A 24,161-nucleotide genomic window follows, 5' to 3' on the forward strand; every position below is an offset into this window, starting at 1 on the left:
CAAAAATATGCTTCAAATAACTTAGATTTTTTTAATAAGTTCTTAATTTTTTAAGAGTTTATTTGAAAAATTAAAATCAATCAGGAGGGATCAAATGGCTAAAATATTTAACAAGACTAAAAAAGAGTTTACGCAAATTAACAATCAACTCCTGACAAACTCTGATTTAACTTTTGGAGCTAGGGGACTTATTGGACTTATGCTTTCTAGACCAGAGGAATGGGAGTTCAATATGGACGAAATAGCAAGTAATACAAAAGAAAGTTATTATGCTGTTCAAAAATTAATTAAAGAGCTAGAAACAAACAAATATTTATTTAGAATTAAAAGAGGTGTTCCTGGTAAAAAATCAACTTTTGAATGGTTATATTTCTTAAATGAAGTTCCATTTTCTGATTTAGATATCAAAGAAATTGAAGAGGAATACTTGAAAAATAAGGGTTCCAACGACAATGCGAAAATGACATCATCGTTGCCAACGACAACCCCAATTAGCGACCGTCGCAAAATGGGGTCATATATAAATACTTATACATGTAAAAATACTTATGTAAATAAGACATGTAACATGTCTATTTCCAAAAACAACCTTGGAACAAATAAAAAAGGGTTTCCCATCAAAGACAAATGGGAGAAATTTTTAATTGATAATATTTCTGGAATTGATTATCAAACAAATATTCAAAAGCAAATTAGAAAACTAGAAAAGAATTGGTCTGAAAAACAAATACAAGATTATTTACTAGAAACATATGCTAGCGGAATTAAACAAAATTTATCTTTAGGACTTATAGCTAAGTTAATTGCTAATGGTAAAAGAATTAGAGAAAATAAATATCCTGAAAAGAAAGTTAATAAACAAAATACTATCGAGACTAAAGAACTTATAGCAGCTAAAAATATATCAATTGAAAAAACTAAAAAATATTTATCTGAACAAAATAAAGTAAAAGTTGAAATTTTAAATGGAACTTCAAATTCAAAAATGGATCCTTTATTAGAAACACTTATTCAAAAATATAAAGATATGGGATTAGGATTAGGTTCTGCAACTATGAAAGCTGGAGCAGAATTTTATAACTTACAAAAATCTCAAGGGAGTATTAATGCCTAAAAGAAACCTTAAAATACAAACTAATATTGAAATTATAGCTAAAGACTATATGAAAATTGCGAGAGTTGAAACCTTGGCTGAACTTAAAAGCACAACATATTGGGAATATTACCAAAAAGAAGTGCGTGGATTAAGCAATGTTAAAACTATTGTTAATGTGAATGAAATTATAAAAAAATCTGAAAATATTGAAAACATATCGAAAGAAGTGATTCAAAAGTTACTTGAATAGGTGTCTAAAACGCTTTAAAATCGTTTTTAATAAACTTCATAGATGTTTAATGGATGTTTTATTGTTAAATGTGTTTAGATGACGTTAAAAACGTTTTTAATCAATGTTTGAGATTATTGGAAAAAATATGGAGCAATTAATAACATTGAATAATTTAAGGGTAAATCAACTTGAAATTATTTTGACAATAAATGAAAAGTTAACAAACATAATTAAAAAACTAATTCTCTGATTTAATTAAATGATTAATTCTGATAGAGAAGTTTTCTTTGAAATAAACAAACCAATTATTTTTAGTTTTTATAGAAATAAAAAAATAAAACTCTTTAAATATAAATTTTATAACTTTAATAACTTTAAATACTTTAGGATTCATCTAGGCCAGTAAAATCAATGCTTAAAAGTGGGGTATAGCGTACATCTTGTAACAATAAAACGTACATCTTGTAACAATGAAGCGTACATCTTGTAACAATGAAGCGTACATCTTGTAACAAATACCCATACATCTTGTAACATATAGCGTACGTCTTGTAACAAATATCTTTAAATAGAAATAATTATATAGTTGAATTAAAAATAAGTTAATAAACATAATGTTTTCAGGCATTAATTTGTATTTTAAGTTTTCACTATACAAAATGTACGTACATTTTGTAACAATTAAAGCGTACCGATATATTTACAAGTACGTTTCACTGTGGTATATTTAATATTGAATATGAAAATTTAGAAAAGGAGTGTTGATGAAAAGCTTAGAAGTTAAGTATAGTAATGTAATGAATAATGTTTCTTTTGCAGGATTTAAAGAAAAAGAATTAGATCTTTTTTTTAGTATTTGCTTTAAATTAAAAGAATATGGAACAGATGAATTAACATTAGAATTTGATGAATTAAGAGAGCTTTCTAATTATCAACATAGAGGATTAGAAAGGTTTTATAAAGATTTAGATCAAGTTTATAGAAAGTTAATTGAATTGAATTTTAAATATGAAGATGATGAAAAAATTATTAGATTTGTTTTATTTAATAGATATGAAATAAATAAAAAAAATAAAGTTGTATCTGTAAAAGTAAATGAAGATTTTAAAAATATATTAAATGATTTGACCAAAATGTATACAAAGTTTGATTTATTAGATTTTGTAAATTTAAAAAGTGTTTATTCAAAAAATACTTTTAAATTATTGAAACAATGGGAAGGAACTAAAAGCATAGATTTTCAAATAGAAAACTTAAGAGAAATTCTAGGAGTTCCAATAAGTTATAATATGGATAATTTTAATAAAAGAGTTTTAAAACCTTTGGAAGAAGAGTTACCACACTGTTTTAAAAACTTAAAAATAGAAAAAATTAGAACGGGCAGAAAAATAACTAATATAAATTTTAGTTGGGAGAGAAATAAAGAAAAAGAAATAGCGGAGATTGTAGAAATTGAAATATCTTCTAAACTAAATAAAGCCATAGATAAAGCTAAACAGAATAGGTATTTAAAAGATATTTTTACAGAAAAAAACATCCATAAATTATCAGAAAAATTTAAAGAAGATAATTTAATTAAAGCTTTACATTACGCCTATAAAACAGTAAAACAAGAAGTGCCAAATTTCAGTTATTTTTTAAAAATAATTGAATCAGGGACAAAAGAAACTCAAATAAAAATAAAAATAAATAAAGAAGAGATTGAAATATTAAAAATTGAAGATAAACTTGAAAATGTAGTAGAAACGCTAAAGTCTGAAGAACAAGAATCAGATTTAATATATAAAATGTTTTTAAATATGCCAGATGAGATTAAAACTTCAATAATGGAGAAAGCTAAAGATTTATTTTTAAAAGAAATTGGAGCAGATAAAATGAATTCTATGTATGAAAAGTTTTTTAGTGCTTCTGAAAAAAAATTAATATTAAAAGTAATTAGGGAGAGTGAATAATTTTGAAAATAATATCCATAAAAAATAATAAAGGTGGAGTTGGAAAAACTTTTATTACTACCCAATTAGCGGCGGGATTAGCTTATGCAGACAAAAGAGTTCTGATACTAACATCTGATCCACAAAATAATGTATTCAATTTTTTATTTAAAGGAGATAAAACTTTTAAGAAAGGACTTAAAGCAGAGGTTTTAAAAAAAGATGGAGAATATTTTAGATTGAGAAGTAATTTATATTTTCTTCCCTTAGAAGATGTTAAATTCTCTAATCAGTTTTTAAAAGAAGTGGTGGAGTTTATAAAAAGAATAAAAAATGAATTTGACTATATATTGATAGATAGTATTCCAACATTAAAAATTGATGAAATATTCCTTAATTTATCTGATTATATTATAATCCCAAGTTATGCTGACGAACTAACAACAGAAAGTATTTTAGAGCTTCTAAAGACTATAGACGTAAGTAAAGTTAAAGCAATAGTAACTAATAGGTATAAATCAACATCAGCGGTTCAGAAGGCTAATTATACAGCTTTAAAAAGTGATTTAGAAGGGAGTTCTATATTGTTTACTGATCCTATTGAAAACTTATCTTTTATAGAATTGATGATTCAAAATAAAAAAACTATTTGGGAATATAATAATACTTTTGCGACTAAAGTGCAAAAGATATTTTTAGAAATACTTAAAGTAATTTAATGAAAATTTAAAAGCAAGGGACAACTTGTCCCTTGCTTTTGGGGAGAGTGAAATTCGGTGAGTAAAGTTAGATTAGATATAAAAAATATGCTTCAAAATTCCATTGATAAGCCTAACGTAAAAAAAGAAGAAGAATATACTTATGAAGTAGACTCTATTATAAATTTAGATTTAATTAGAGAATTGTCAGATGATAATGAAATAAGTAAATTATTGGTAGATAAGACTAAATCTTTAATTAACTTACAAATAAAAAATGCCATTTCGTTAGGAGAGATTTTTACATCTGTTTTTGATAAACTATCTAAATCTGGAAGTAAATATGAGGGGTTATATGAAAAATGGCTTCAGTTGAATGATATAAATAAAAAGACGGCTTTAAGATATAGAAAAAGATATGAATTATATTCAATGATTAATAATAAAGAAACAATAGCAATAATGCCACAAAAATATATAGATATACTTTATTCTGAAGAAGATAAAACTAAATATATAGAGCTGATTGAAAAAGGTGCGACATCAAAAGAAATTATAGAGTATATAGATTCACAAGGTATTGTTGAACTCAAAACAGTTAATTTAATAGAGGAAAGAGATGAGATATTTAATCATATTCCTAAGTATTTAAATTTTTCAAAAGAGATAAATAGAAAAATAGAAACTTTAGATGAAAAGAAAAAAAGAGATCTACAGAAATATTTGGATAAAATAGATAAAATATTGAATTAGGTTGTTTTTAAATCATAATTTTTGGGAGAGAAAAATGGGAAAGTTAGAAGCTATCAGCAAAATTATTTCGACTGCTATTATTTGTATATCTATAGCTTTAATGGTATCAAATAAAAGTGAAAATAAAGAAGTTGAAAGAATAGAAATAACGGAAGTAAGTAAAAATACTTTAAACGATAAAGAAAAAGTTTTTAAGTGGAGAAGTAAAGTAGATAACAAAAATTTTAATATTAAATACAAAATAACAAATGAATTAGAAAATAAATCAACTTTATTCTATGATAGAGATACTGAAGAAGAGGGAATTAGGATAACAAATGAATTGTCTAAGGATAAAATAATAATTAAGCCCATGTATGCAAATCATATACAAAGATCTCCTGAAGAAAGGGCTGCAATTTTTAACGGAAAGTTTAAGAAAAAATATTCTGGATATGAAATCTATAATACAGAAAAACCAAATCCTTCATTCATCTTTTTTAAAAATAAACTGTGTTTAATTGAATATTATAAAGTAGATGGAAAATTAAATAAAATTTATGATTTAGTAACAAAAACTATTAACGGTGTTTCACCTAAAGGATAAAATTAATGAAATTATTTGGTAGGTTAGAATAAGGAGGGCTAATGTTAACAAGAGAAGAACTTTTAAAAAGTTTAAAAGATAATAAAGAAAAATTAGAAATGTTAGGAGCCTTTAAAATAGGCATTTTTGGAAGCTATGCTAAAGGAACGGCAACAGAGGATAGCGACATAGATATACTTTTAGAATTAAATCCAGAAGGAGATATTTATGGAAATTATTGTAACGTAAAATATTTCTTAGAAGAACTGTATAATAAAAAAGTTGATTTGTTAACAACGAGCCATTTTAGAAGAAATTACAAAACAGAATTAGCAAAAAAACATAATGAAATAATTCAAAAAAAAATAATGGCGAGTGTTATATATATTTAAGTTGAAATTAATTAGGAGGAATTCCATGATAAATCTAAAGGAAATAGAAGAAGTAAAAAATAGATTAGTTGCAGAATTTCATCCTAAAAAAATATATATCTTTGGATCCTATGCTTGGGGAGTTCCAAACGAAGATAGTGACTTGGATATTATGGTCATTTTAGATAAGTATAATAACAAAATGAGTGAAATAAGAAGAGGATTAAAAGCCCTAAGAGGAATTAGATTTCCTAAAGATGTAATTATAAATAATGAGTTAGAATTTATAGAAAATTCTAAGAAAAATTATACGATAGAGAGTGAAATATTAGAAAATGGATATTTATTATACGAAGATAAATAAATTTGATTGTTAAAAGTATCTAGTGATATAGAAATTGGAGAAAAAATATTAGAAAAAGATTAGACTCAGAGGAGAAAAAATGAAAAATAAATATATTATGTCAAGAAAAGATAATATTATGTTAGCTAAAAGAAATATTGTTGATTCAATATGGAAAAGTGCAAATTTGGAAGGAATAGCAGTTACTTTTCCAGAAACAGAAATGATTTTTGATGGTTTAGTAGCAAAAGATATGATTATAAAAGATGTTAATGTAATTATTAATTTAAAGAAAGCATGGGAGTTTATAATAGATTATGCAGATTATCCGATAGACTTTGGATATATTTGTATGATTAATAAAATTGTAGGATCTGATAATGTTACTCCCTATCCAGGATATATGAGAACATCTGAAGTGAAGATGGGTGGAACAGAGTGGATTCCAGAAATACCAAATGAAGTTAAGATTAAACAAGATTTAGAAGAAATAAAAAAAATAGAAAATGCAACAGATCAAGCTATTACCTTAATGCTTTACCTTATGAGAAGTCAAATTTTCTATGATGGAAATAAAAGAACTGCTATGTTAGCAGCAAATCAAGTAATGATACATAATGGAGCAGGAATTATTTCTATCCCTCTTGAAGAGCAAAAGAATTTTAGAAATGAACTGGTAAAGTTCTACGAAAGTAATGATATGACTGGAATAAAAGAAATGATTTATAATAAATGTATTGATGGAATTGATTTTAATATTAAGGAAAATAAAGATTTATTAGATTTTGAGAAAAAATTAAAAGATATGAAAAAAAGTCAGTAAATTATATGGAGTTGATTAAAAAGAATTCACCAATAATAATATTGAAAAAATAAAAAGGTAGATATATAAATTATTTGGCTACAGAAAATGTAAAATAGCCTTAAAAATGGGAGTGATGTAAAATGACAAAACAAGAATTTATTAATTTACATCAAGAGAACATGGGGATAGATAGAAAGAAAGAATTTGAAAAATTAATGAGTGAACTATTCTCAACATTAGAAGATATTTTAGAAACGGGAGAAGAATTGTCAATAAGAGGATTTGGAGAACTTGAAGTTGTAATTCAAGCAACAAGAACTTATAGAAATCTAAAAACAGAAGAGGTTGAGAAAAAAGGAGTTAAATTTAAAGCAGAAAAAGGATTGGTTAAAAAGTCAGTAAAATAAACATTGATTTATAATTTTTTTATTATCTATATTTCAGAAGTTTTTTAGTCTATGGCTAAAGAGCTTTTTTTTATATAAAAGATGACACTTTAGATATTTTAATTTTAAAAAGTATATTTTTGAGAATAATTTAAAAGAAAGACTCACATATATTATTAAAATGTTACGTAAAAATGTTTAAAAATAAAAAAAACTTGATTTTTTAGTAACAGGGAAGTATAATAATAATATGTTAATAATATTGTTAACTAGGAGGAGAACAGTAATGAACAGTGTAAAAAAAATAAGAGAAAGTAATGGATTAACACAGGAAAAGGTAGCAAAAATTATGGGTGTAAAAAGAGAGATGGTATCATACTATGAATCAAATACAAGAGAAATTCCTGTAACAAATTTACAAAAGTTACTTAATTTTTTAGGAATCAAGTCAGAGGATTTAAAAAAAGGTAGCTATGAAAGAAAAATTCAAGTAGCTTATAGAAAGCATAATATTTCAGAAGAAAATTTCAATCAGGTAATTTGGCTAAATAGATTTGTTATGAATCTTTCAGAAATAAAAAAGATAAATGAATGAAGAGGAGGTAATGATGAATAGAAATGAAAAACTTCTAGCTGTTGAAGCTAGAATAAATCTTGGAATAGGTTTATTGGATCCGATAGAAAGTATAGAGAACTTAATTTTTAAAAAAACTGGAATTTCAATTATAAAAAAAAGAATTCCAGTCGATATATCTGGAATTTGTAGTAGAATTTCAGATGGAATTATGGCGATTTTGGTAAATACAAGCTTTAGTATAGGAAGACAAAATTTTACAATAGCTCATGAATACTATCACTTGATGTACGACAAAGATTTGGATAAATATGAAAAAGAAAAAGAAGCTAGAGCTAATACATTCGCATCATACTTTATAATGCCTGAAGCAGCGCTTGATTATTATTTAGAAAAAAAGAAAATATCTAGAAAAAAAGATAGTTTAACTCCAGATGATGTGATAGAAATTTCTGCACATTTTAAAATGAGTTATTTGGCTACAATTGTACGTCTAGAAAAAAATGAAAAATTGCTATCAAAAGAAAAAGCTAATGAATATATAGGATTAAATGCAAAAGAGTTAGCCGTTTCTAATGGAATATTTACTGATTTATATGATGTTACAGAAGAAGAATTTAGTGCAAAAACAGATTATGTTGAAGAGGTAAAAAAAGCATTAGAAAATGAAAAAATAACAGTTGGGAAATATGAGGCTTTACTTTTAGAAGGAGGATTTGAAGATGTTGTTTTTGGTTTAGATGAAAATGATTATGGGGTGGTAGTTGATGGAAGAATCGAAGATTATATGTGATAATGATTTTTTATCTTCTTTTCTATGGGTGGGGGAAGAACAGTTATTGGTAGCAATGTATGGAAAAAGAATGCATGTACCCGATGCAGTAAGAGTAGAATTTGAAGCATTAAAAGGAACAAGACTAGGAAATCACGTATATAACAAATTCAATGAAATGATTGATAATGGTCATTTAAAAATTCTTACAATAAATGTTGATTCAGAAGAAGCTAAATTAATGGAAAAAATAAGGAAAGATTTTAGAGGGCAATTTAGAAAAGAAATAGGTGAAGGAGAATTACAAATGGTAGCATTAGCAATTCATCAAAAAGCTATTTTCACTGTAAATACTGCCAGTAATAACTTAAGTGATATTGCATATTTTGTACAACAAGATGAGATAAAAAATATAACAACAATGGAAGTTCTTTGTAATGCTTATGAAAATAAATTGAAAGATTTTCCAGAATTAGAAGTAATAAAAAAAGAAATGATAAAAAGAAAAAGGAGGCTTCCTTCAATGGATGTTAAGGAATATCATGGAAACATGTACAAAAAATAAAAATAGCCCTCAACTAAAAGGACGTTATAGAAATCCCAGCAAAATGCTGTTTACATAAATTGATTTAATAATATATTTAAATTTGCCGATTTACATATATTATTATGGATAGTATAAATTTGCCGATTTATACCTTTTTATTTTTATGGAATATAGTATTATGATTTTTAACTAGTATTATAATACCATATTCTCATTTATTTGGCAAGACGCCGAAGGAGAATTTATTGAATAAATATAAAAATGTTGTTACAAAATTAGAGAGCAAATCACTAGAAGAAATAATTATATTTTTAAGAAGTTACAGTTCTAAATTGGGGAAAAAAGAAGAGCATTGTAGAGATTTAATGGATAAAGAAAAAAATCTAGCATTTATTTCATCCGTGTTAGCTTCTGGATTAACAGTGATAAATAATATTACATACCATCCTACTATGTCTGAAGACATATATCTTAAAGCTATGAATATAATAGGATATACTAAAAATAACAGAAATCATAATTATACTACTGATGAAATAATGTTTACATTAGGTTATATAGCTTTATATTATAAAAAAACTACAGATTATAGAAGTGTGGGATAAAAAATTTAGCGGACGTTAGTCCGCTTTTTTATTTTTTGAATTTTAAATTTATTGAAAACTGTAAAATAAGGTAGACCCTATTTTGCTCATATCAAACAAACATAGTTGTTATGTAAACTAACTTTGTAATTTGTATAAATTTACTCTTTGTAACTTAAGTCATTGACTATTTATTACAAAAAATGTAAAATGAAAATAAAAAGGAGAAAATGTGAAAGTTGGATATGCAAGAGTTTCAACAATAGATCAAAATGAAGAAAGACAAATTAGATCGCTTCAAGAAAATGGAGCCGAAGAAATTTTTATAGATAAAAAATCTGGAAAAAATACAGATAGAATAAAACTTAAAGAAATGCTTAATTTTATAAGAAAAGGAGATGTCGTAATTGTATCTGAATTTTCTAGATTGGCTAGGAATACAAAAGATTTATTAGAAATAACAGAATCTATAACAGCTAAAGGAGCAACTTTTAAAAGTTTGAAAGAAAGTATAGATACATCTTCACCTGCTGGCAAACTTATGTTGACAGTGATTGGTGGGATAGCTACATTTGAGAGAGAGATTCTTTTGGAGAGACAGCGAGAAGGAATTGCTATAGCAAAAGAGAAAGGTAAATATAAAAAACCTAAAAAAGAGATACCAAAAGATTTAAAAGAAACAATGATAAATTTTGAATTTAAAAAAGTAAAGGTAGCAAAATTTTATAATATTTCAAGACCAACATTAGACAAATGGTTAAACTTACAAAAAAAAGAGGTTGATTAATATGGAAGAGATTCAATATAGAATTTTGTTACTAGAAAATAAAGGTACGATAATATTTGAAAAAATAGTAAATTCTTTACAGGATGAAGATATAATAGTAGAGGAGTTAATAGACAAATTAAACAAAAATAGAGAAGTAAAAGTATTTGAAAAAATAAACAATGAATGGAAATTAAGACGAGTACTTAGTTTAAAGAAATAAATTAAAAACAAAACTATTGCAGATGGAGCTTTTGATATATTACAGTATATATCTAGTAACTAGATACATAAAAGGAGAGTTGAATATGTCTAAAAGATTAAAATGTGATGTGAGTTTTGGAGATAGTTTATTGTTTATATTAGGTTGGACATTATTGATTATAATAACGTTTGGATTAGCTTCACCATTCTTTATATTTTCACTAATAAAGTTCATGATTAATAAAACAACTATTGAGGAAATGTAATAAGGAAGGGTCAACAAAAGAGGAATTCAAACTTCTTTTGTTGGCCCTATTAATTTCATTTATAATTTAAAAAAGTATTTTGCAAATATAATTGTAGCTATTACAACCTTATAATCTTTATTATTAATATCTTCTATAACCTCTTTTACAAATGCTATTAATAGGATAGAACCTAACATTCCTAGGAAGATTGAAAAGATACTTATTATTACCAGTATTTCTTTCAAGTTACTTTCTTTAAGAATATAAAAAAAACTAATTACAACTAGAATAATTGAAACCATCCAATGTAATAAAAATTTTTTAAAAGTTAATTTACCTATCTGAAATTTTATCATATACTGACTGCCCTGCTCCTATCGTATTCATTATATCATTTATAAATAAATTTATATTAATTTTTTTCTGATCCTTTTCTGATCCTTCATATTTAGTCCCGTTATTTCCACTTTTAAATATTACTTTTACTATGTTTTTTTAGCCGGGCTTGATACTGCTTAAATATTTTAATCTGTAATAATTATATTTTGTGAAACTAAAAAAGAGGATTAAAAAAATCCTCTTCGACATTGGCTATATATTTATTGTAAATATTTTTACAAGGACCTTAAAATTGATATTAGGATCCCAAAATTATAGATTCCACTATGATCAGATTAAAATGTTAAAACTTTTGAGGAGAATTTATGCTAACTAAAAAATTTAGATTCCACTATGGTCAGATTAAAATTGAAATTATCTCAGTGAATTTCCACCTATTTCGCATATTTAGATTCCACTATGGTCAGATTAAAATTGTAGAAATAGCTAAGGCTGTTACATCATTTGTTATTTAGATTCCACTATGGTCAGATTAAAATGATATTTCAGAGGAGAGACAACGCGTATATCTGACAAATTTAGATTCCACTATGGTCAGATTAAAATTTAAACGATTGAATATATGCTCCCATATCGTGGTATTTAGATTCCACTATGGTCAGATTAAAATCTATAAATTATGTAAGAGATAGAATCATAATACTTCTATTTAGATTCCACTATGGTCAGATTAAAATGACATAGCCCAAGGTTTAGATTATGAATTTTTACTTGAATTTAGATTCCACTATGGTCAGATTAAAATTAAATATTCTCCTGCGGATATTATGAAGATAATCAAATTTAGATTCCACTATGGTCAGATTAAAATGGGTGCTTCTATTTATCTATGATTATATTAGCATAGAAGCCCCCTTTTTGTCGATATATAATATTTTAAACAGATTATCAACATTTTTTAGTTGTTATTTTCATGAAAGTATTAAATATAGGCTATTATAGGGTCCTGTCGATGACGGGCACTTTTGTCGTTATCTAAGGTCGACAGGACTTTATTTATAGATATAATGATTTTAAGTTCAAAATCATTATGGATATGTTGTTGAATGTAAAGTTGAATATAGGAAATAAAAATCACCATAGTACACTATTATGAGTTGTATAAATATCGTTAGTTGAATTTAGATTATTAATAGAGTATAAATATACCGATATAAATATAAACAGTAGAGAGGAATTAGTAGAAGAAGAGAATTTTTTGACATTTTATTTATATCCAAATAGGAGGAAGATATGAAATTAACATTTTTTGTAGCTTTAGCATTTATATTATTATTAACTGGCTGTAATAACAAAGAGACACGTAATTACAAAGTGAAAACAATAACAGCCGTTAATGATGGAAAAGAAGTTTATAGAAGTAGAGAAATTATAGAATTTTAAATTAAAAAGGGGATTATTAGTCCTATTTTTTCATTGCCTATATATATTTGGTTGAAAATATTTTTGCAAAGACCTTAAAATCGATTTTACGACCCCAAAATTATTGTTTAAAATTTATATTGCCGATTCTATATTTTTTTAGATAAAATATAGAAAAACAAACTTAGGAGTCTCGGTATGAAAAATAAGACTATTGAAATTTATAATTATGAAGATGAGACCGCAAAAACACAAATAACAATCAATTCACTTTTTAAAAATGATACAATTTTATTTGAACAAATAGATATAGAAGATATTAAGATATTTTTAAAGCATGGAATTTTTGCTATAAAAGGATATATTCGACACGGGGATGATATAAACGGTGAAAATATATTAAAATTAAATAAATGGTGCAGAACGAATGGGGATAAAATAGAATGGTTAAAAAGAATTAATATAAAAATTGTCAGAAGCGGCTATGTCATTAGAGAATATGTATTTAATGGATTTGTAGCTGATTATATAGAGTTTTTTAATAAGGGAAAACATATGTTCTATGTAGTTATAAGACAATATAAATTACAACCTTTAGATGGCAGAGGAGAAACAGGAGCCGATAGTTTAAGTTCTTATGTTGGAAATATTGAAATTAAAGATGTATCTAACGAATTAATTATTTTACCTATGGACTGGAGTAAAACTCTAATGAGTACCAGTAACTTAGCGGCAACAATTGGAATTAGTCAAACTATAAAACATAATCCTCTATCAGTATCGTTTATACTGATAGCACATACGACAGGGATGATAACTGAATTTGTAGCAGATGTTTATTTTGTAGCTAAAGGCACCCCAGATAAGATGGGAAGTTTTAATATAACTAGAGATTGGTTTTATAAGCCTCTAGGGAATATTATAAAAGATTGGATTGAATATAGAAATCCATCTATAGAAATAAGCAATAATTTAGGAGAAGATATATATAACATTGGAAATCTTGCATTTTCTATTTTTGATTTAGGTGGAAAAGTTATAAACGGATATAAAGCATTAAAAAATATAAAAGGCGAAGGAATTTTATTTACGATTAAAATAAAAAATGTAAAAGTTAGTCGTTTTGGTAGAGAGTTGCAACCAACAAAATATATAGGATTAACACCATTGAAATCAACAGTGCAATTTACTAAAGATATGGGGCTTGATATATATGCAACAAAAGAGGGATTCAAATCTGAATTAGAAAAAAGAGAAAAAATCTATCCTACAATAAATAATATAATAATGCCGAAAAATACAGATATAAAGTAAGGGGGATTTGATGAAAATTGATTTCAAAAAAATATTTATAAAATACATTATACCAGCTTTCCTTTTAGTTTTAGGATTTGTTGTATATACATATTTAACAACTGGCTATATGGCTCCATTTTCAACACCAGATATAGGATTATTTTTTGTAGCTTTATTATTTATGTTTGCATTTTGGGCTTTACTAGATTATTTTCAACATGTTACAGGTATATTGATGGCTGAAACATGGGTAAGTAGAATAATTTTTATTATAGTAGCTTTAGGGTTATTTTATATCTATAGAATCAACGGAAGAATATAAATAATAATTGTAAATTTTCATAATATAAAAAGGCTCCTCAGTTTTATTTTGAGGAGCCTTTTATTTTTTTTAAGGTTTAAAAATATATATTCCATTTTTGTCTGTGTGTATATCATCTACATGGATATATCCTTTTTTTAGAGTCACTTCTGGATCCTCGATTCTTGTAATCATATAATACTTTTCTTGATTGTTAATAATTTTCTCGTAAACCTTTTTTATATCCATTCCAGGAACTTCAAAGTCTACACCTCTCCCCAGTACATGGGCACTTAAATATAATTTGTTTGATTTTACTTTATCTATTACAATGCTATCTAAAGTTGTTCTAAGCCCTCTTTGTGTTATCCCATGACTTGGTCTATTAACTAATACAGGAACCCCTAAATCTTCTCTTAAGGTATCCAGGAACAACCAGATATTGTCGCTTATATATTTCCTAGCATCGTCTCCAAGTTTTTCATATACTTGTGGAGATACTAATTCTTTAACTTTAAAATATTTACTTTTGTACATACCTAATCTCCTTCTACACTTTCTTTATGTTTTACTGAAGCTAAAATATTTTTAATTGGAGTAGGGATAGGAAAACCTAGATTTTCTAAGTTTTCCAAGATTGAAATACCCTCCATTATGATGCACGCATTTATTAACATTTCTCTCAGGGAAAATCCGAGGTCTTTTAATGCTCCTGATTTGTCAATTTGATACATTACAGTTATTGCAATATATATTGAAGGTTTCTTAAAAATAAATCCTTTATACATGGTATGAGAGAAAACATTTCCATTTTTAACTCCTTTTAAAATACCCGTTATGACATCTAACACTGTTAGAATAAACAGAGATTCTAAAGCGTTATCAAAACCTCCTATAAGCGGAATAATAAAGCCTAAACAAAGGTATTTAAAAAGGTTCACCGTGTCTATTATTAAATTTTCTAGTATATTTTTCATCATCATCAGCTCTATGATAAAATATAATTAATTAATTTTTCATTTAAATCATAAATCCAGGAATCAATATTGAAGATTTGTGGAAAAACGGAGTTAAGGATACAAACAATTAAAACTATTAAAGAAATTAGAGAAATAACAGGGGCATATTCTTTATGTTTTGACTGTTTAAAATCTTGGTCTTTTTCTGCATTTTTAGTAGTCTTGTCAAAAATTGTTAAAACTCTTTCAATTATTGTTGCAATTGGAAATTTCATTATAGGCTCCTTTTTCTCTAATCATAAGTTGTTACACATATTCCATGAACTCTTTGATATCTATGCTTTCCACCATCAACGTGAGCTTGATAGTCTCCAGTTGACAGGTAGATACTAATGTACAAGTCATAAATGTTAAGACTATAATCATTTATGATATCTGAAAGATTTTTGTTGTATATTGTTCCTGCTTCAAATCCACTTGCACCATCTCCGCCATTTGTTTGATCTCTCCAGATCTCTTTGCTGAATACTCTATTCCCATTAGAAAATGCTTCTAAAACTACATATCCCTTTGCTATTCTGTCTCCATCATTTCGATGTGATCTTCTATCAGAAACAGTTACATCTATTTTTAATTTAGATAAACTGGCAGCTCTTGAAGGGATTAAAAAGCTATCCACTCTATAGACTCTTGAGCTATCTCTTGGATTATGTGTTTTAGCGCATATTGTGATAGTGTCAGTTTTGTTGAATTTTTCTCTTATATAAAATACTTTTCCATTCTTTTTGAATTCTAATGTTGGTTTTCCATTTGTAAGTGCTATATTATCTGTTAAATCAAACCTATCTCCATTTATAGATAATTGATTTTTAGCACCATAATTTCTTCCTTCTATTTGTCTTATTATCCCATCTTTTTTTAATTGAAGTTTAGGCATTACTCAATCACCCTGATTTCATATCCATTTAAATTTAGAACCATTTCCCCAGATTTACCGAATTTATCTTTTATTTTATCAACTTCAACTTTATCTTCTTTAGACATATGACCGTCTTTAGAAGAAGTGGCAATAGTGCCTTTATGTGTATTAAATAAGCTAGTTAAATTAGTTAAGTTATTTATACAATTTGTAACTATTTGTAAAAATATAGTTTGCTTAACTTCTGCAAATAAACCATTATTTAAAGGTATTGATGTAGATGTATTTTTTATGTTATAAAAATACCCAGTTTCTGCGACTTTTATAATATTCCCATTTTGTAAAGTTTGATTATTTTTCATTGATTCTACAGTACATTCTCTTTTAAATCCTTTTCTGTCCAAAAACTTTTCTTTTGAGTTCAATTGATCCTCCTTTCTTACCTTTTGAAGTCTGCTTCAATTTTGGTCATTTTTTTAATTTTGTCTTTCTCTCCAGTTATGTGTAAAAATATTTTTACACTATTCCAAATAACTTTTGTTATAGTAATAAATTTATTCATTAGTTTTCTCCATGTGTTTTTTAATTTGTTGCATCTCTTTTACTAATTCATTTATTTGTTTTTGCTGTTCTTGTATTGCTTTTGTTAGAACTGGGATAAACTCAGTATAACCAATACTTAAAACTTCTTTTCCACCATTTATAGAATGGTCTTGATAGCCACCAAAATCAACTCCCAGTTCTCTCATAGTTTGAAATACTTCTTGCGCTATAAATCCTTGATGAAGTCTCCATCCTTTTTTACTTCCATCTTTTTTTATACTTTCAATATCAAATATTTTCAATGCTTCTGCACGATTTATCTTTCTACCTTTTTTATTTAATTTTTCTATTTTTTTTCTAATTTTATCAATTTCTTGATAGTTTCTGTAAGATTCTCTATAGTCAAATCTGTATTCCCTAGGCTTTAATTTCATAATGAACCCTAGTCCTAGTCTTGTATCTTTTATATCAGTTTTATCTCTTTCGTCCGAACGATTCTGAACACTCCCATAACAATAAGCTGTTGTAGATCTATCACCAAGTTGTAGTTGATGATCTCCAGTTACAGTTGACCTGTATCCTAAACATGTTGTGAATGAAAAATCATTAATACCTTCTCCACTCTGAAATCCTACCGCTGTATTGAAATCTCCATATTGTAAATTACGAAGAGACCCTGATCCTAAAGCTGTATTCCCACTTGCACTGTATCTTCTGTCGCATAAAGCCTCACTTCCAAATGCTGTATTATCAGTGCCTGAGCTTGTTTTGAAGAGAGCTTCATTTCCTACCGCTGTATTATTTCTTTCAAGCATCTCTTCACCATCAACTTTATTGAAAATTACTGAAGAACTGTTGTATCTAAATGAACCACCAACTGATATTTTTCCATTATCAATATTAATTCCTTCTCCTATTTGAACTATACCTCTTCCATTTTTTGTTGAAATTGGATATATTGGGTTAATTACTCCATCTGGATTAATCTGCATATTTACACCAACTCTCACTCCACCAATACCTGTTTTTGATGCTATTGGCAGCTCAGCTATGTCTGGAATTTCAACAGATATTTTCCCTTCTTTATCTACAGTGATATTATCCCCTATAATAACACTACCCAAAGAGGTTTTTGTAGCTGGGGTTAAATTTAGATTCAAACCTCCCATATTAACGACAAACTCGAAACTAGTATTTCTTTTTTCAAATAGTTTTCCATTGTCCTTATCATTAGAACTTATTACTACATATTCCCCAAAGTTAATATCTTCATTTATAAAATCAGATTCCATTTCTACAATAGATGAGTAAGTTTTAGCTATGTAGAAAGAATCTCCTTTTTGCCCACGTGGAGATGTAAATGTTTCTGTTGTTTTTGTTCCATCCTCTAATACTAAAACATATTTAGCATCTCCGTTTTCTGTTGTTCCCACATACTCGGAATTTGCTATTCCATTACCCCTATCTCCTTTTATAGATAAGAGGTAATCTTCGTATGTTTTCCCAGGATTTTTTTGCAACCAGTCTTCAGAAGCGCTAAGTCCTGTATTTCCTTTTAATTCTTCTTTGTGTTCCTCTATATATGTATCTAAATCACTGTAGAAATTCTTAAGCTTATCTTCAAATTCGATATATATTTCATCTCTTAACTTTTCAAAGTCTACTTTAGAATCTACCACAAGCTCTTTAAAATCATTTATAAAAGTTTGTATCTGTTCTCTGACGTATGAAGCTGGCAACGGGTCTATAACCTCGTATAGAGTTCCAGCTTTAAAGTTATATATATTATTCAAAGTAATTGTATTAGCATGAGTGTCTATTGTATAATCTCTTTCTAAGAAATATATATCGCCTTCAATATTTAGAATTGCTCTATTTGAAAGAGGAACTAACTCAGCGCCTGTAGGTACTTGTATAACTTTTTGTCCTTCTACTAAAGTTCCTTTAATTTTTCTAAATCCAATATTTCTAATATTCTCTTTCAATAGTTCGATTATTTCTTTAGTTAAAAAGCCTTCAGGATTGATTAGTTGCTCTATTTTACTTTCTGTGCTTATATTTGAATCTATTGTAAATTTATATGTTGCAGGAACGATAGATTCACTAGGGATAGTTTCTCCATCATCATCTGTAGTTGAATAAGCAAATAGGACTTCATCTGTATCTTGAAACTTTGCATAAATTCCAAGTTCTTTCATTATTTTATTTTCTGTTAATCCAGAATTTGTAAATGCTATTTCTACTCTCAGTAGATAATTATCCTTGTCATTAATAATTCTTACGCTATTAAGAGGGAATTTAATCCAAGAGTTTTTAATATCTATAGCTTTTTTTATTTCTTCTGATAATAACTTTCCACTTCCCAGGCCTGCATTAGTAAATGTTATGACTTTATCAACATTTGTATTTGATGAAAGGAGCATTTCTTGTCCTTTTGTTGTTAAAATTAAATTATTAAAGTAACTCATATATTAAAGTCTCCTATTATTGTTTTTTCTTTATGTGTATATATTCCAGTTGCAAAATTAAGGTTTAATTCTACTTTTCCATTTTTTGTAAGTTGACTGATGTGTTGGCTTTTCTTTTTTGTTGTTTCAATCATTTTTAAGATATCTTCGATTGATTCATTTATGCTTGCATCTGAAATATTAATATTAAAATATCCTGGATTAAGTCCAACTTCGTGCCATTGATTTACCTTAGCTCCTTTGAAAAAAGTTCCTAACAGCGTATTTATTGCTCCCACTGTACCTTTTTTCATGTGGGTTTGAAGTGAATCATTGCATACTTTTCTTTTTTCTTCTAATGTGTATTTAGGATTATAGTAGTCTATATGAAGCTCTTTACTTAAAAGGTCTAATTCAAATTCTTCCATCTCGTCAATTCTATCGAAGTGGACTAATCTTTTTATTTGAGAGATTAAAAAATTTTGTATTAGTAGTTCACAAACTTTAAAAATATCTTCGTATTTATCTTTAGCTAATTTGGGAGATAATTTTAAAATATTTTCTTCAAATATAGTTCTCATTCAACACCCCTATAATTAAGAGTTATTGAATTACATTTGATTAATGAAGTTTCCGTTATTTCTAATTCTTCAGGAGATGTAATTTCACATTTTTTTATATCTTCATTTTTAATTATTCTTATAATATCTTGAGTATTTAGGTTATCTCCTATTTGTATTTTTTTGAAATGTAAGTTCAATTTTTTTAAGAGACTGGACTTGATTGTTTCAACATTTCTTATTTCATTATCATAAAGATAGTAATCAATGTTTAAGTCTATATTTATTATTTCTGGATCTTTTATAGTTACTAAATCATTTAGTGGTAATCTATCTAAATTTGTTAAGAAGTCTTTTATTGCTTCTTTTTCTTCAGTGGTGATTTGTTCGTTAAATCCATAAACATAAATATCTATTTCGTTTGGTCTTGGAGTTTTAACTATAACTTGATTTACTAACTGACTAACTTTCTTAGTCCAAAATTTATAGGAGCCTTCGCTTCCTGCACTTGTAAATGATTCTGGAATTTCTTCCATTCTTTTTCTGTATTGCTCATCATCCTCTTCGTTTCCACCTTTTGATACGTTTTGAGGATTTGTACAAGATTGATAATAGTCATATCTATCAATTATTTGAGTAATTTCCCCTGCGAGTATTTCACCTATATCTCCTGGATTCTCAGCTTGCGCTAAGATAGTTGTTTTAGTTTTACCTGGATATATTGCTCCTTCTTCTAGGGAGTGGAAGATATTTTCTCCATGTAAAAATCTTGTTCCTTTTGTATGAATACGATTCTTTCGACAGGTTGAGAGATATGACATTCCATAATTACTTTTGCATGAGAAGCTTTGTTTCTTTTAGCACGCTCTCCAAAAATTGTTGCTTTTAAGTCTAGTCTATCTCCTCGTGCATAAGCTAAGTAATTTTGTATGGCTATATCATTAATACCATAAAGAATATCTCAAGGATCATTGATATGGTTGAATAAATATGTGCTTTTTCATCCGCTGGAGAAAGTTTTTTACCTGTAATATCTTCGTGTAGCTTGACAGCTTCATTGTATATTTGTTGCGCATCTCCCTCTATTAGTTTAAGCAGTTTTTTCCACCTCTACTTTCAATATTGTTTTCTCTTCTTCAAGTTCTATACCAACACTTTTTAACTTTAACCCTGGAATATATTTTTTTATTTGTAAGTCTAGATCTTGCGATAATACTGATGGAATTTTATTTATTTGCATATCTATTATTGAAGAGCTTAATCCCAAATCTCTAAATAAAGGAACAGTCCCTTTGCATGTATTTAAAATTACCCATAATTGTCTTAAGTATGTATCTTTTGGCTCTATATTACTTTTAACTACCATAATCTCACCTTTGATAACTGTTGTAAAACTTGTTCATTAATTATTGAAACAACTTTTTTTCTCTAAAGTTTTTACTCCTTTTTGCTGCACTTTAATTCTTTTGGATTATTTATTTTTTCGATATATTCTTCAAAAGATACATCTAACTCCACTACTAAAGGAGTTCCTATTCTATCGGTTTTTGTGACCTTTTCACTGTATTTAGTCAATATAAATGTGTTATTTCCTATTTTCTTTCCACTTAGTACAAGTGGAAAGTGATGACCTTCATTAATATATTCTGTTAATCTTCCTCTTGCTCTTTCTATATTTGTTAAACTATATATTAGTTTTATTCCAAGTGAAACTCTGATAAGCTGTCTACCTTGAAATTCTGTTATATCTGGATTATTTATTATTTGATGTTTTTTTGTTTTTGGGGCTCTATCTATTTTGTAGTTGTTAGGAGATAGCGTGCCCAGTGATGAAACTTTAAAAATCACTTTTCCGAAAGAACCTACACTACTTAACTTGGTGTACCAATCTACCGAATCGAGATAATTTCCAAGCTCATCCTTTGCTATATCTGTTAAAATTCCATTAATCATTATTGTCCTCTCTTATTGTTTCAAGAAATCTTTTGCATAGATTACAAACTTTGATTTAATAAGGCCTAAAACTTCTATTAAAGCTGATTTGATTGATATACTCTCATTAGCCTCAAGTGAAATAGTTTTTCCTTTCAAATTAATATCTTTAGCTTTAACAGAAAAAGAATCACATGATATACTTATATTTTTCGATTTTATTTCAATCTTTTCTTTCGATATTATTGTGATACTATTGTCCTTTCTATTTAAACAAAAATAATTTCCTTCGCAGTCAAATATTATTTTATCTTTGTCTCCATCCGCTTTGTTTTTTGCTGAATAAAACCCCGCTATTACAAAACCCTTATCAGTATTATCATCAAAAATATAACTAATACTGGAGTATTCACGTCAGGGAGAAGATAAGATGTTTTCCCAAAACTGAGTAGTGTAGTTACTTGTAAATCTTCTGTTATTACTTCCTCATATTCTAAAAGTTTAACCCTGACCGTATAGTCACTCTCATTAATACTGTGGATTTCTCCTATTGCACCTTTTAAAAACTAAACATTTTTATTTCTCTCCCATATTTTATATGCTAATATTTTGACATTTAGTTCAGGTAATTTTTTTGGTAGTCCTTTCTAATCATATATTTTCCACTAAAATCCCGGCATTTGTAACATTTATTACATCTCCGGAGTATAGATCAATTTTATCTATAATAGTTGTATTTAAAGTAACTCTATCTTCTATTTTCTTTAAATAGTCTGACTCTCGCTAATTTTTTTAAGTCTGAACTTTTACTTCTTGCATTTATTTTTAAAAATTTTATCTCTTAATTTCCCAGGGCAATTTAATTCCAAAATCTTCTACAGAATAAACAACTTTTTCTTCATCTAAAAATTTACTTCTTCTATATTTTATTTCAACCTTGTATAGATATTCTTTGTTTCTTCATCTATTGAATAAGGCAAACTATTTAAATCGATGGTGTGTTTTATTTCTCTTTTTTCATACTCTTCAATATCAAACATTATTAATTTATCTACATTTATTTTAAAATTCATTCCTTCTTCTATTGCTATTTTCCTAAAAAAGATAAGTCAGATTCATTTTCTTGTTTTATATCTTTCAAAATAGGATTACTCTTAGAACTGAAATATGAAGATATTTAAATTTATCTGCAAATTCTTTATTTAAGCTTTTAGAGATATTTCTCCCCATGTTTTTGTATTGACTTCATCTTGGACTATTTCCACCAGGTATTGATAAGGCTTTAAAGATTCCTGTATCGTTGCTAAAACTTCTTGTATCTATATAGTAAATTCCTAAGTTATATGTTTTGATGCCTTCTGATACTGAGTTCCAATTTTGAGTCCATAATTCGAATTGAATTTTTCTCCTATGCATAATTCATTATCTTTATTTAAAAGTCTATTTTTGTTATTTTTCAAAACGAAATCTATGCTATCAATTGCTGAGGAGATATTATCAGTTATTGTTAAGGAGCTGAGTTCTGTGCTCAGCTCCACTTCTTTTTTATTATAAAATGCCTTTATTCCTGCCCTTCTTGTTAAAACCATTCAGGGTTTTCCCCTCTTCACTAACTTTTACAACAGGAATAATAAGAGCAACCTCTTCTGGAAAACAAATTAATTTTATAAAGTCGTAATTTGCTTTTTTTAGCTCCTCTACATACTGGACTGAACCATAAACCTTAAAGGATATCAAATCCCATGTATCACCTTTTTGTGTGATGTAGCTAGATAGCTGTTCTGACCGCATCTTTTACTCTCCTTTCTAGCTCTTTATTATTCTCTTCTAGCATTTTTTTGAAATTATCATACATTTCTTTTAAGATTTCTCCTGGGATCATTGATGCTGTATCCGGAAAATTAAATTGATAATTTCCTCCCTCAATAGCAATATTAATTTCTTTATTACTGTTCGTATAACTATCGCTACTATTTTCACTTTCTCTTGTACTTCTTAAGTTATTTAAAATTCTTTTTCCAAAAGATTCATTTTCTTCTGCAGTTAATACTCTTTCACCTTTGTGAAGTTCAGCCACATATCCGTCATATGGCACATATGACAGTCCGTTTTTATGACTTCCATCTGCTTTTGTTTCTATGCTTAATTTTTTTAATAAGCTTCCAACTATAGGGACATCTGCAATAGAACTGGTCCAAACTTGGAAGGCAGTTTTAACCATGCTAATTTTCTCTAAAATTCCATCAAAGAATACGCCGAAGCCTTTTTTTAAATTGTCTACTATTGATAAAGAACTATTCCAGTTATCTGTAAAAGCTTTGACTAAATCAACTATTGTTCTAAGAGGATTCAACGCTTTAAATATTTCAGAAATCATACGGAACCAATTTTTACAAGATTCCCAAATAGCTACTATATTATTCCAAACTTCTACAAGTATAGGTTTTACACTATCCCAATTCTTATACATTAAGTATCCTATTAAAGCTATGGCTGCTCCTATCCAAAGTACAGGACCACCTAAAGTTACAATTGTAGCTATCATGGTAGCTATTCCAGAAGTAATAG

The 24,161-nt window shown here is 27.2% G+C and carries 36 protein-coding genes, 1 pseudogene and 1 CRISPR repeat array; of the genes and pseudogenes, 20 read left to right on the forward strand and 17 right to left on the reverse strand.

The features are described 5' to 3' along the window. Positions 1 to 94 precede the first annotated feature (94 nt). From H3N56_RS02615 to H3N56_RS02695, 17 genes are all read left to right on the forward strand, one after another. Positions 95 to 1,114: a hypothetical protein gene (locus H3N56_RS02615; protein ID WP_185879765.1), complete on the forward strand. Its 1,020-nt coding sequence runs from the start codon at positions 95 to 97 to the stop codon at positions 1,112 to 1,114. Then, a complete protein-coding gene (locus H3N56_RS02620) occupies positions 1,107 to 1,346 on the forward strand; it encodes a hypothetical protein (RefSeq protein ID WP_185879766.1) in 240 nt (79 codons plus the stop codon). The genes H3N56_RS02615 and H3N56_RS02620 overlap by 8 nt, the downstream gene beginning before the upstream one ends. A gap of 746 nt (positions 1,347 to 2,092) precedes the next feature. Further along, complete coding sequence (locus H3N56_RS02625) at positions 2,093 to 3,280, forward strand: replication initiation protein (RefSeq protein ID WP_185879767.1); 1,188 nt, start codon at positions 2,093 to 2,095, stop codon at positions 3,278 to 3,280. A 2-nt stretch (positions 3,281 to 3,282) separates the two neighbouring features. After that, positions 3,283 to 3,978, forward strand: coding sequence for a ParA family protein (locus H3N56_RS02630; protein ID WP_185879768.1), 696 nt, complete (start codon positions 3,283 to 3,285; stop codon positions 3,976 to 3,978). Positions 3,979 to 4,035: 57 nt separating this feature from the next. Continuing rightward, positions 4,036 to 4,710: a hypothetical protein gene (locus H3N56_RS02635; protein WP_185879769.1), complete on the forward strand. Its 675-nt coding sequence runs from the start codon at positions 4,036 to 4,038 to the stop codon at positions 4,708 to 4,710. A 34-nt stretch (positions 4,711 to 4,744) separates the two neighbouring features. Next, on the forward strand, positions 4,745 to 5,296 hold the full coding sequence (locus H3N56_RS02640; protein ID WP_185879770.1) for a hypothetical protein: 552 nt from the start codon (positions 4,745 to 4,747) through the stop codon (positions 5,294 to 5,296). A gap of 41 nt (positions 5,297 to 5,337) precedes the next feature. Beyond that, the gene (locus tag H3N56_RS02645; RefSeq protein ID WP_185879771.1) at positions 5,338 to 5,667 is read left to right on the forward strand and encodes a nucleotidyltransferase family protein; all 330 of its coding nucleotides are present in this window, start codon (positions 5,338 to 5,340) and stop codon (positions 5,665 to 5,667) included. Positions 5,668 to 5,692: 25 nt separating this feature from the next. Continuing rightward, positions 5,693 to 6,010, forward strand: coding sequence for a nucleotidyltransferase domain-containing protein (locus tag H3N56_RS02650; RefSeq protein ID WP_185879772.1), 318 nt, complete (start codon positions 5,693 to 5,695; stop codon positions 6,008 to 6,010). A gap of 79 nt (positions 6,011 to 6,089) precedes the next feature. Continuing rightward, positions 6,090 to 6,812: a Fic family protein gene (locus tag H3N56_RS02655; protein ID WP_185879773.1), complete on the forward strand. Its 723-nt coding sequence runs from the start codon at positions 6,090 to 6,092 to the stop codon at positions 6,810 to 6,812. Between the two features lie 122 nt (positions 6,813 to 6,934). Next, positions 6,935 to 7,201 carry an HU family DNA-binding protein gene (locus H3N56_RS02660; RefSeq protein WP_185879774.1) on the forward strand — a complete coding sequence of 89 codons (267 nt, stop codon included), beginning with the start codon at positions 6,935 to 6,937 and terminating at the stop codon, positions 7,199 to 7,201. A gap of 265 nt (positions 7,202 to 7,466) precedes the next feature. Further along, complete coding sequence (locus tag H3N56_RS02665) at positions 7,467 to 7,775, forward strand: helix-turn-helix transcriptional regulator (RefSeq protein WP_185879775.1); 309 nt, start codon at positions 7,467 to 7,469, stop codon at positions 7,773 to 7,775. Positions 7,776 to 7,788: 13 nt separating this feature from the next. Beyond that, entirely contained in the window at positions 7,789 to 8,547 is a 759-nt protein-coding gene (locus H3N56_RS02670) for an ImmA/IrrE family metallo-endopeptidase (protein ID WP_185879776.1), read from the forward strand. Next, positions 8,522 to 9,091 carry a hypothetical protein gene (locus H3N56_RS02675; RefSeq protein ID WP_185879777.1) on the forward strand — a complete coding sequence of 190 codons (570 nt, stop codon included), beginning with the start codon at positions 8,522 to 8,524 and terminating at the stop codon, positions 9,089 to 9,091. The genes H3N56_RS02670 and H3N56_RS02675 overlap by 26 nt, the downstream gene beginning before the upstream one ends. A gap of 227 nt (positions 9,092 to 9,318) precedes the next feature. Beyond that, a complete protein-coding gene (locus H3N56_RS02680) occupies positions 9,319 to 9,678 on the forward strand; it encodes a hypothetical protein (RefSeq protein WP_185879778.1) in 360 nt (119 codons plus the stop codon). A gap of 211 nt (positions 9,679 to 9,889) precedes the next feature. Beyond that, positions 9,890 to 10,444 carry a recombinase family protein gene (locus tag H3N56_RS02685; protein WP_185879719.1) on the forward strand — a complete coding sequence of 185 codons (555 nt, stop codon included), beginning with the start codon at positions 9,890 to 9,892 and terminating at the stop codon, positions 10,442 to 10,444. A gap of 1 nt (position 10,445) precedes the next feature. Then, positions 10,446 to 10,646: a hypothetical protein gene (locus H3N56_RS02690; protein WP_185879715.1), complete on the forward strand. Its 201-nt coding sequence runs from the start codon at positions 10,446 to 10,448 to the stop codon at positions 10,644 to 10,646. Between the two features lie 85 nt (positions 10,647 to 10,731). After that, positions 10,732 to 10,893 (forward strand): DUF898 family protein, encoded by a 162-nt coding sequence (locus H3N56_RS02695; protein ID WP_185879714.1) that lies wholly within the window; start codon positions 10,732 to 10,734, stop codon positions 10,891 to 10,893. Between the two features lie 59 nt (positions 10,894 to 10,952). On the opposite strand, the gene H3N56_RS02700 is transcribed toward H3N56_RS02695, so the two are convergent. Then, entirely contained in the window at positions 10,953 to 11,231 is a 279-nt protein-coding gene (locus H3N56_RS02700) for a hypothetical protein (protein WP_185879779.1), read from the reverse strand. 295 nt (positions 11,232 to 11,526) lie between these two features. Next, a CRISPR array of direct repeats spans positions 11,527 to 12,085; the repeat unit is 30 nt; unit sequence ATTTAGATTCCACTATGGTCAGATTAAAAT. Positions 12,086 to 12,507: 422 nt separating this feature from the next. Between H3N56_RS02700 and H3N56_RS02705 the strand changes: the two genes are divergently transcribed. The 3 genes from H3N56_RS02705 (at position 12,508) to H3N56_RS02715 (ending at position 14,254) form a co-directional block, all read left to right on the forward strand. After that, complete coding sequence (locus tag H3N56_RS02705; protein WP_185879721.1) at positions 12,508 to 12,657, forward strand: hypothetical protein; 150 nt, start codon at positions 12,508 to 12,510, stop codon at positions 12,655 to 12,657. 177 nt (positions 12,658 to 12,834) lie between these two features. Further along, entirely contained in the window at positions 12,835 to 13,950 is a 1,116-nt protein-coding gene (locus H3N56_RS02710; protein WP_185879780.1) for a hypothetical protein, read from the forward strand. A gap of 10 nt (positions 13,951 to 13,960) precedes the next feature. Beyond that, positions 13,961 to 14,254, forward strand: coding sequence for a hypothetical protein (locus H3N56_RS02715; protein ID WP_185879723.1), 294 nt, complete (start codon positions 13,961 to 13,963; stop codon positions 14,252 to 14,254). Positions 14,255 to 14,323: 69 nt separating this feature from the next. On the opposite strand, the gene H3N56_RS02720 is transcribed toward H3N56_RS02715, so the two are convergent. The 16 genes and pseudogenes from H3N56_RS02720 to H3N56_RS02785 form a co-directional block, all read right to left on the reverse strand. Then, positions 14,324 to 14,770 carry a hypothetical protein gene (locus tag H3N56_RS02720; RefSeq protein ID WP_185879724.1) on the reverse strand — a complete coding sequence of 149 codons (447 nt, stop codon included), beginning with the start codon at positions 14,768 to 14,770 and terminating at the stop codon, positions 14,324 to 14,326. A gap of 2 nt (positions 14,771 to 14,772) precedes the next feature. After that, the gene (locus tag H3N56_RS02725; RefSeq protein WP_185879781.1) at positions 14,773 to 15,210 is read right to left on the reverse strand and encodes a phage holin family protein; all 438 of its coding nucleotides are present in this window, start codon (positions 15,208 to 15,210) and stop codon (positions 14,773 to 14,775) included. A gap of 11 nt (positions 15,211 to 15,221) precedes the next feature. Continuing rightward, positions 15,222 to 15,467, reverse strand: a complete 246-nt coding sequence (locus H3N56_RS02730; RefSeq protein WP_185879706.1) for a hypothetical protein — start codon at positions 15,465 to 15,467, stop codon at positions 15,222 to 15,224. Positions 15,468 to 15,484: 17 nt separating this feature from the next. Beyond that, on the reverse strand, positions 15,485 to 16,129 hold the full coding sequence (locus H3N56_RS02735; RefSeq protein ID WP_185879726.1) for a hypothetical protein: 645 nt from the start codon (positions 16,127 to 16,129) through the stop codon (positions 15,485 to 15,487). Beyond that, complete coding sequence (locus H3N56_RS02740) at positions 16,129 to 16,536, reverse strand: hypothetical protein (RefSeq protein WP_185879727.1); 408 nt, start codon at positions 16,534 to 16,536, stop codon at positions 16,129 to 16,131. The genes H3N56_RS02735 and H3N56_RS02740 overlap by 1 nt, the downstream gene beginning before the upstream one ends. A 14-nt stretch (positions 16,537 to 16,550) precedes the next feature. Next, positions 16,551 to 16,673, reverse strand: coding sequence for a hypothetical protein (locus H3N56_RS13315; RefSeq protein WP_255492137.1), 123 nt, complete (start codon positions 16,671 to 16,673; stop codon positions 16,551 to 16,553). Beyond that, positions 16,666 to 19,122, reverse strand: a complete 2,457-nt coding sequence (locus H3N56_RS02745; protein WP_185879728.1) for a tail fiber domain-containing protein — start codon at positions 19,120 to 19,122, stop codon at positions 16,666 to 16,668. The genes H3N56_RS13315 and H3N56_RS02745 overlap by 8 nt, the downstream gene beginning before the upstream one ends. Beyond that, the gene (locus H3N56_RS02750; RefSeq protein ID WP_185879729.1) at positions 19,119 to 19,682 is read right to left on the reverse strand and encodes a phage tail protein; all 564 of its coding nucleotides are present in this window, start codon (positions 19,680 to 19,682) and stop codon (positions 19,119 to 19,121) included. Before H3N56_RS02750 ends, H3N56_RS02745 begins: the two co-directional genes overlap by 4 nt. Continuing rightward, the gene (locus tag H3N56_RS02755; protein ID WP_185879782.1) at positions 19,679 to 20,482 is read right to left on the reverse strand and encodes a baseplate J/gp47 family protein; all 804 of its coding nucleotides are present in this window, start codon (positions 20,480 to 20,482) and stop codon (positions 19,679 to 19,681) included. The genes H3N56_RS02750 and H3N56_RS02755 overlap by 4 nt, the downstream gene beginning before the upstream one ends. A 269-nt stretch (positions 20,483 to 20,751) precedes the next feature. Continuing rightward, a complete protein-coding gene (locus tag H3N56_RS02760) occupies positions 20,752 to 21,027 on the reverse strand; it encodes a hypothetical protein (RefSeq protein ID WP_185879731.1) in 276 nt (91 codons plus the stop codon). 71 nt (positions 21,028 to 21,098) lie between these two features. Further along, the gene (locus H3N56_RS02765) at positions 21,099 to 21,614 is read right to left on the reverse strand and encodes a phage tail protein (protein ID WP_185879783.1); all 516 of its coding nucleotides are present in this window, start codon (positions 21,612 to 21,614) and stop codon (positions 21,099 to 21,101) included. Between the two features lie 12 nt (positions 21,615 to 21,626). Continuing rightward, a complete protein-coding gene (locus tag H3N56_RS13320) occupies positions 21,627 to 21,752 on the reverse strand; it encodes a hypothetical protein (RefSeq protein WP_255492138.1) in 126 nt (41 codons plus the stop codon). A 767-nt stretch (positions 21,753 to 22,519) separates the two neighbouring features. After that, positions 22,520 to 22,666: a hypothetical protein gene (locus H3N56_RS02770; RefSeq protein ID WP_185879784.1), complete on the reverse strand. Its 147-nt coding sequence runs from the start codon at positions 22,664 to 22,666 to the stop codon at positions 22,520 to 22,522. A 261-nt stretch (positions 22,667 to 22,927) separates the two neighbouring features. Further along, on the reverse strand, positions 22,928 to 23,182 hold the full coding sequence (locus H3N56_RS02775; protein WP_185879785.1) for a hypothetical protein: 255 nt from the start codon (positions 23,180 to 23,182) through the stop codon (positions 22,928 to 22,930). Next, a complete protein-coding gene (locus H3N56_RS02780; RefSeq protein ID WP_185879786.1) occupies positions 23,142 to 23,384 on the reverse strand; it encodes a tail protein X in 243 nt (80 codons plus the stop codon). The genes H3N56_RS02775 and H3N56_RS02780 overlap by 41 nt, the downstream gene beginning before the upstream one ends. After that, positions 23,362 to 24,161, reverse strand: a pseudogene (locus H3N56_RS02785) (hypothetical protein); the annotation flags it as partial. The gene H3N56_RS02780 and the pseudogene H3N56_RS02785, both read right to left, overlap by 23 nt.

The organism is Cetobacterium sp. 2A (assembly GCF_014250685.1).
In the GTDB taxonomy this organism is placed as follows: Bacteria; Fusobacteriota; Fusobacteriia; order Fusobacteriales; family Fusobacteriaceae; genus Cetobacterium.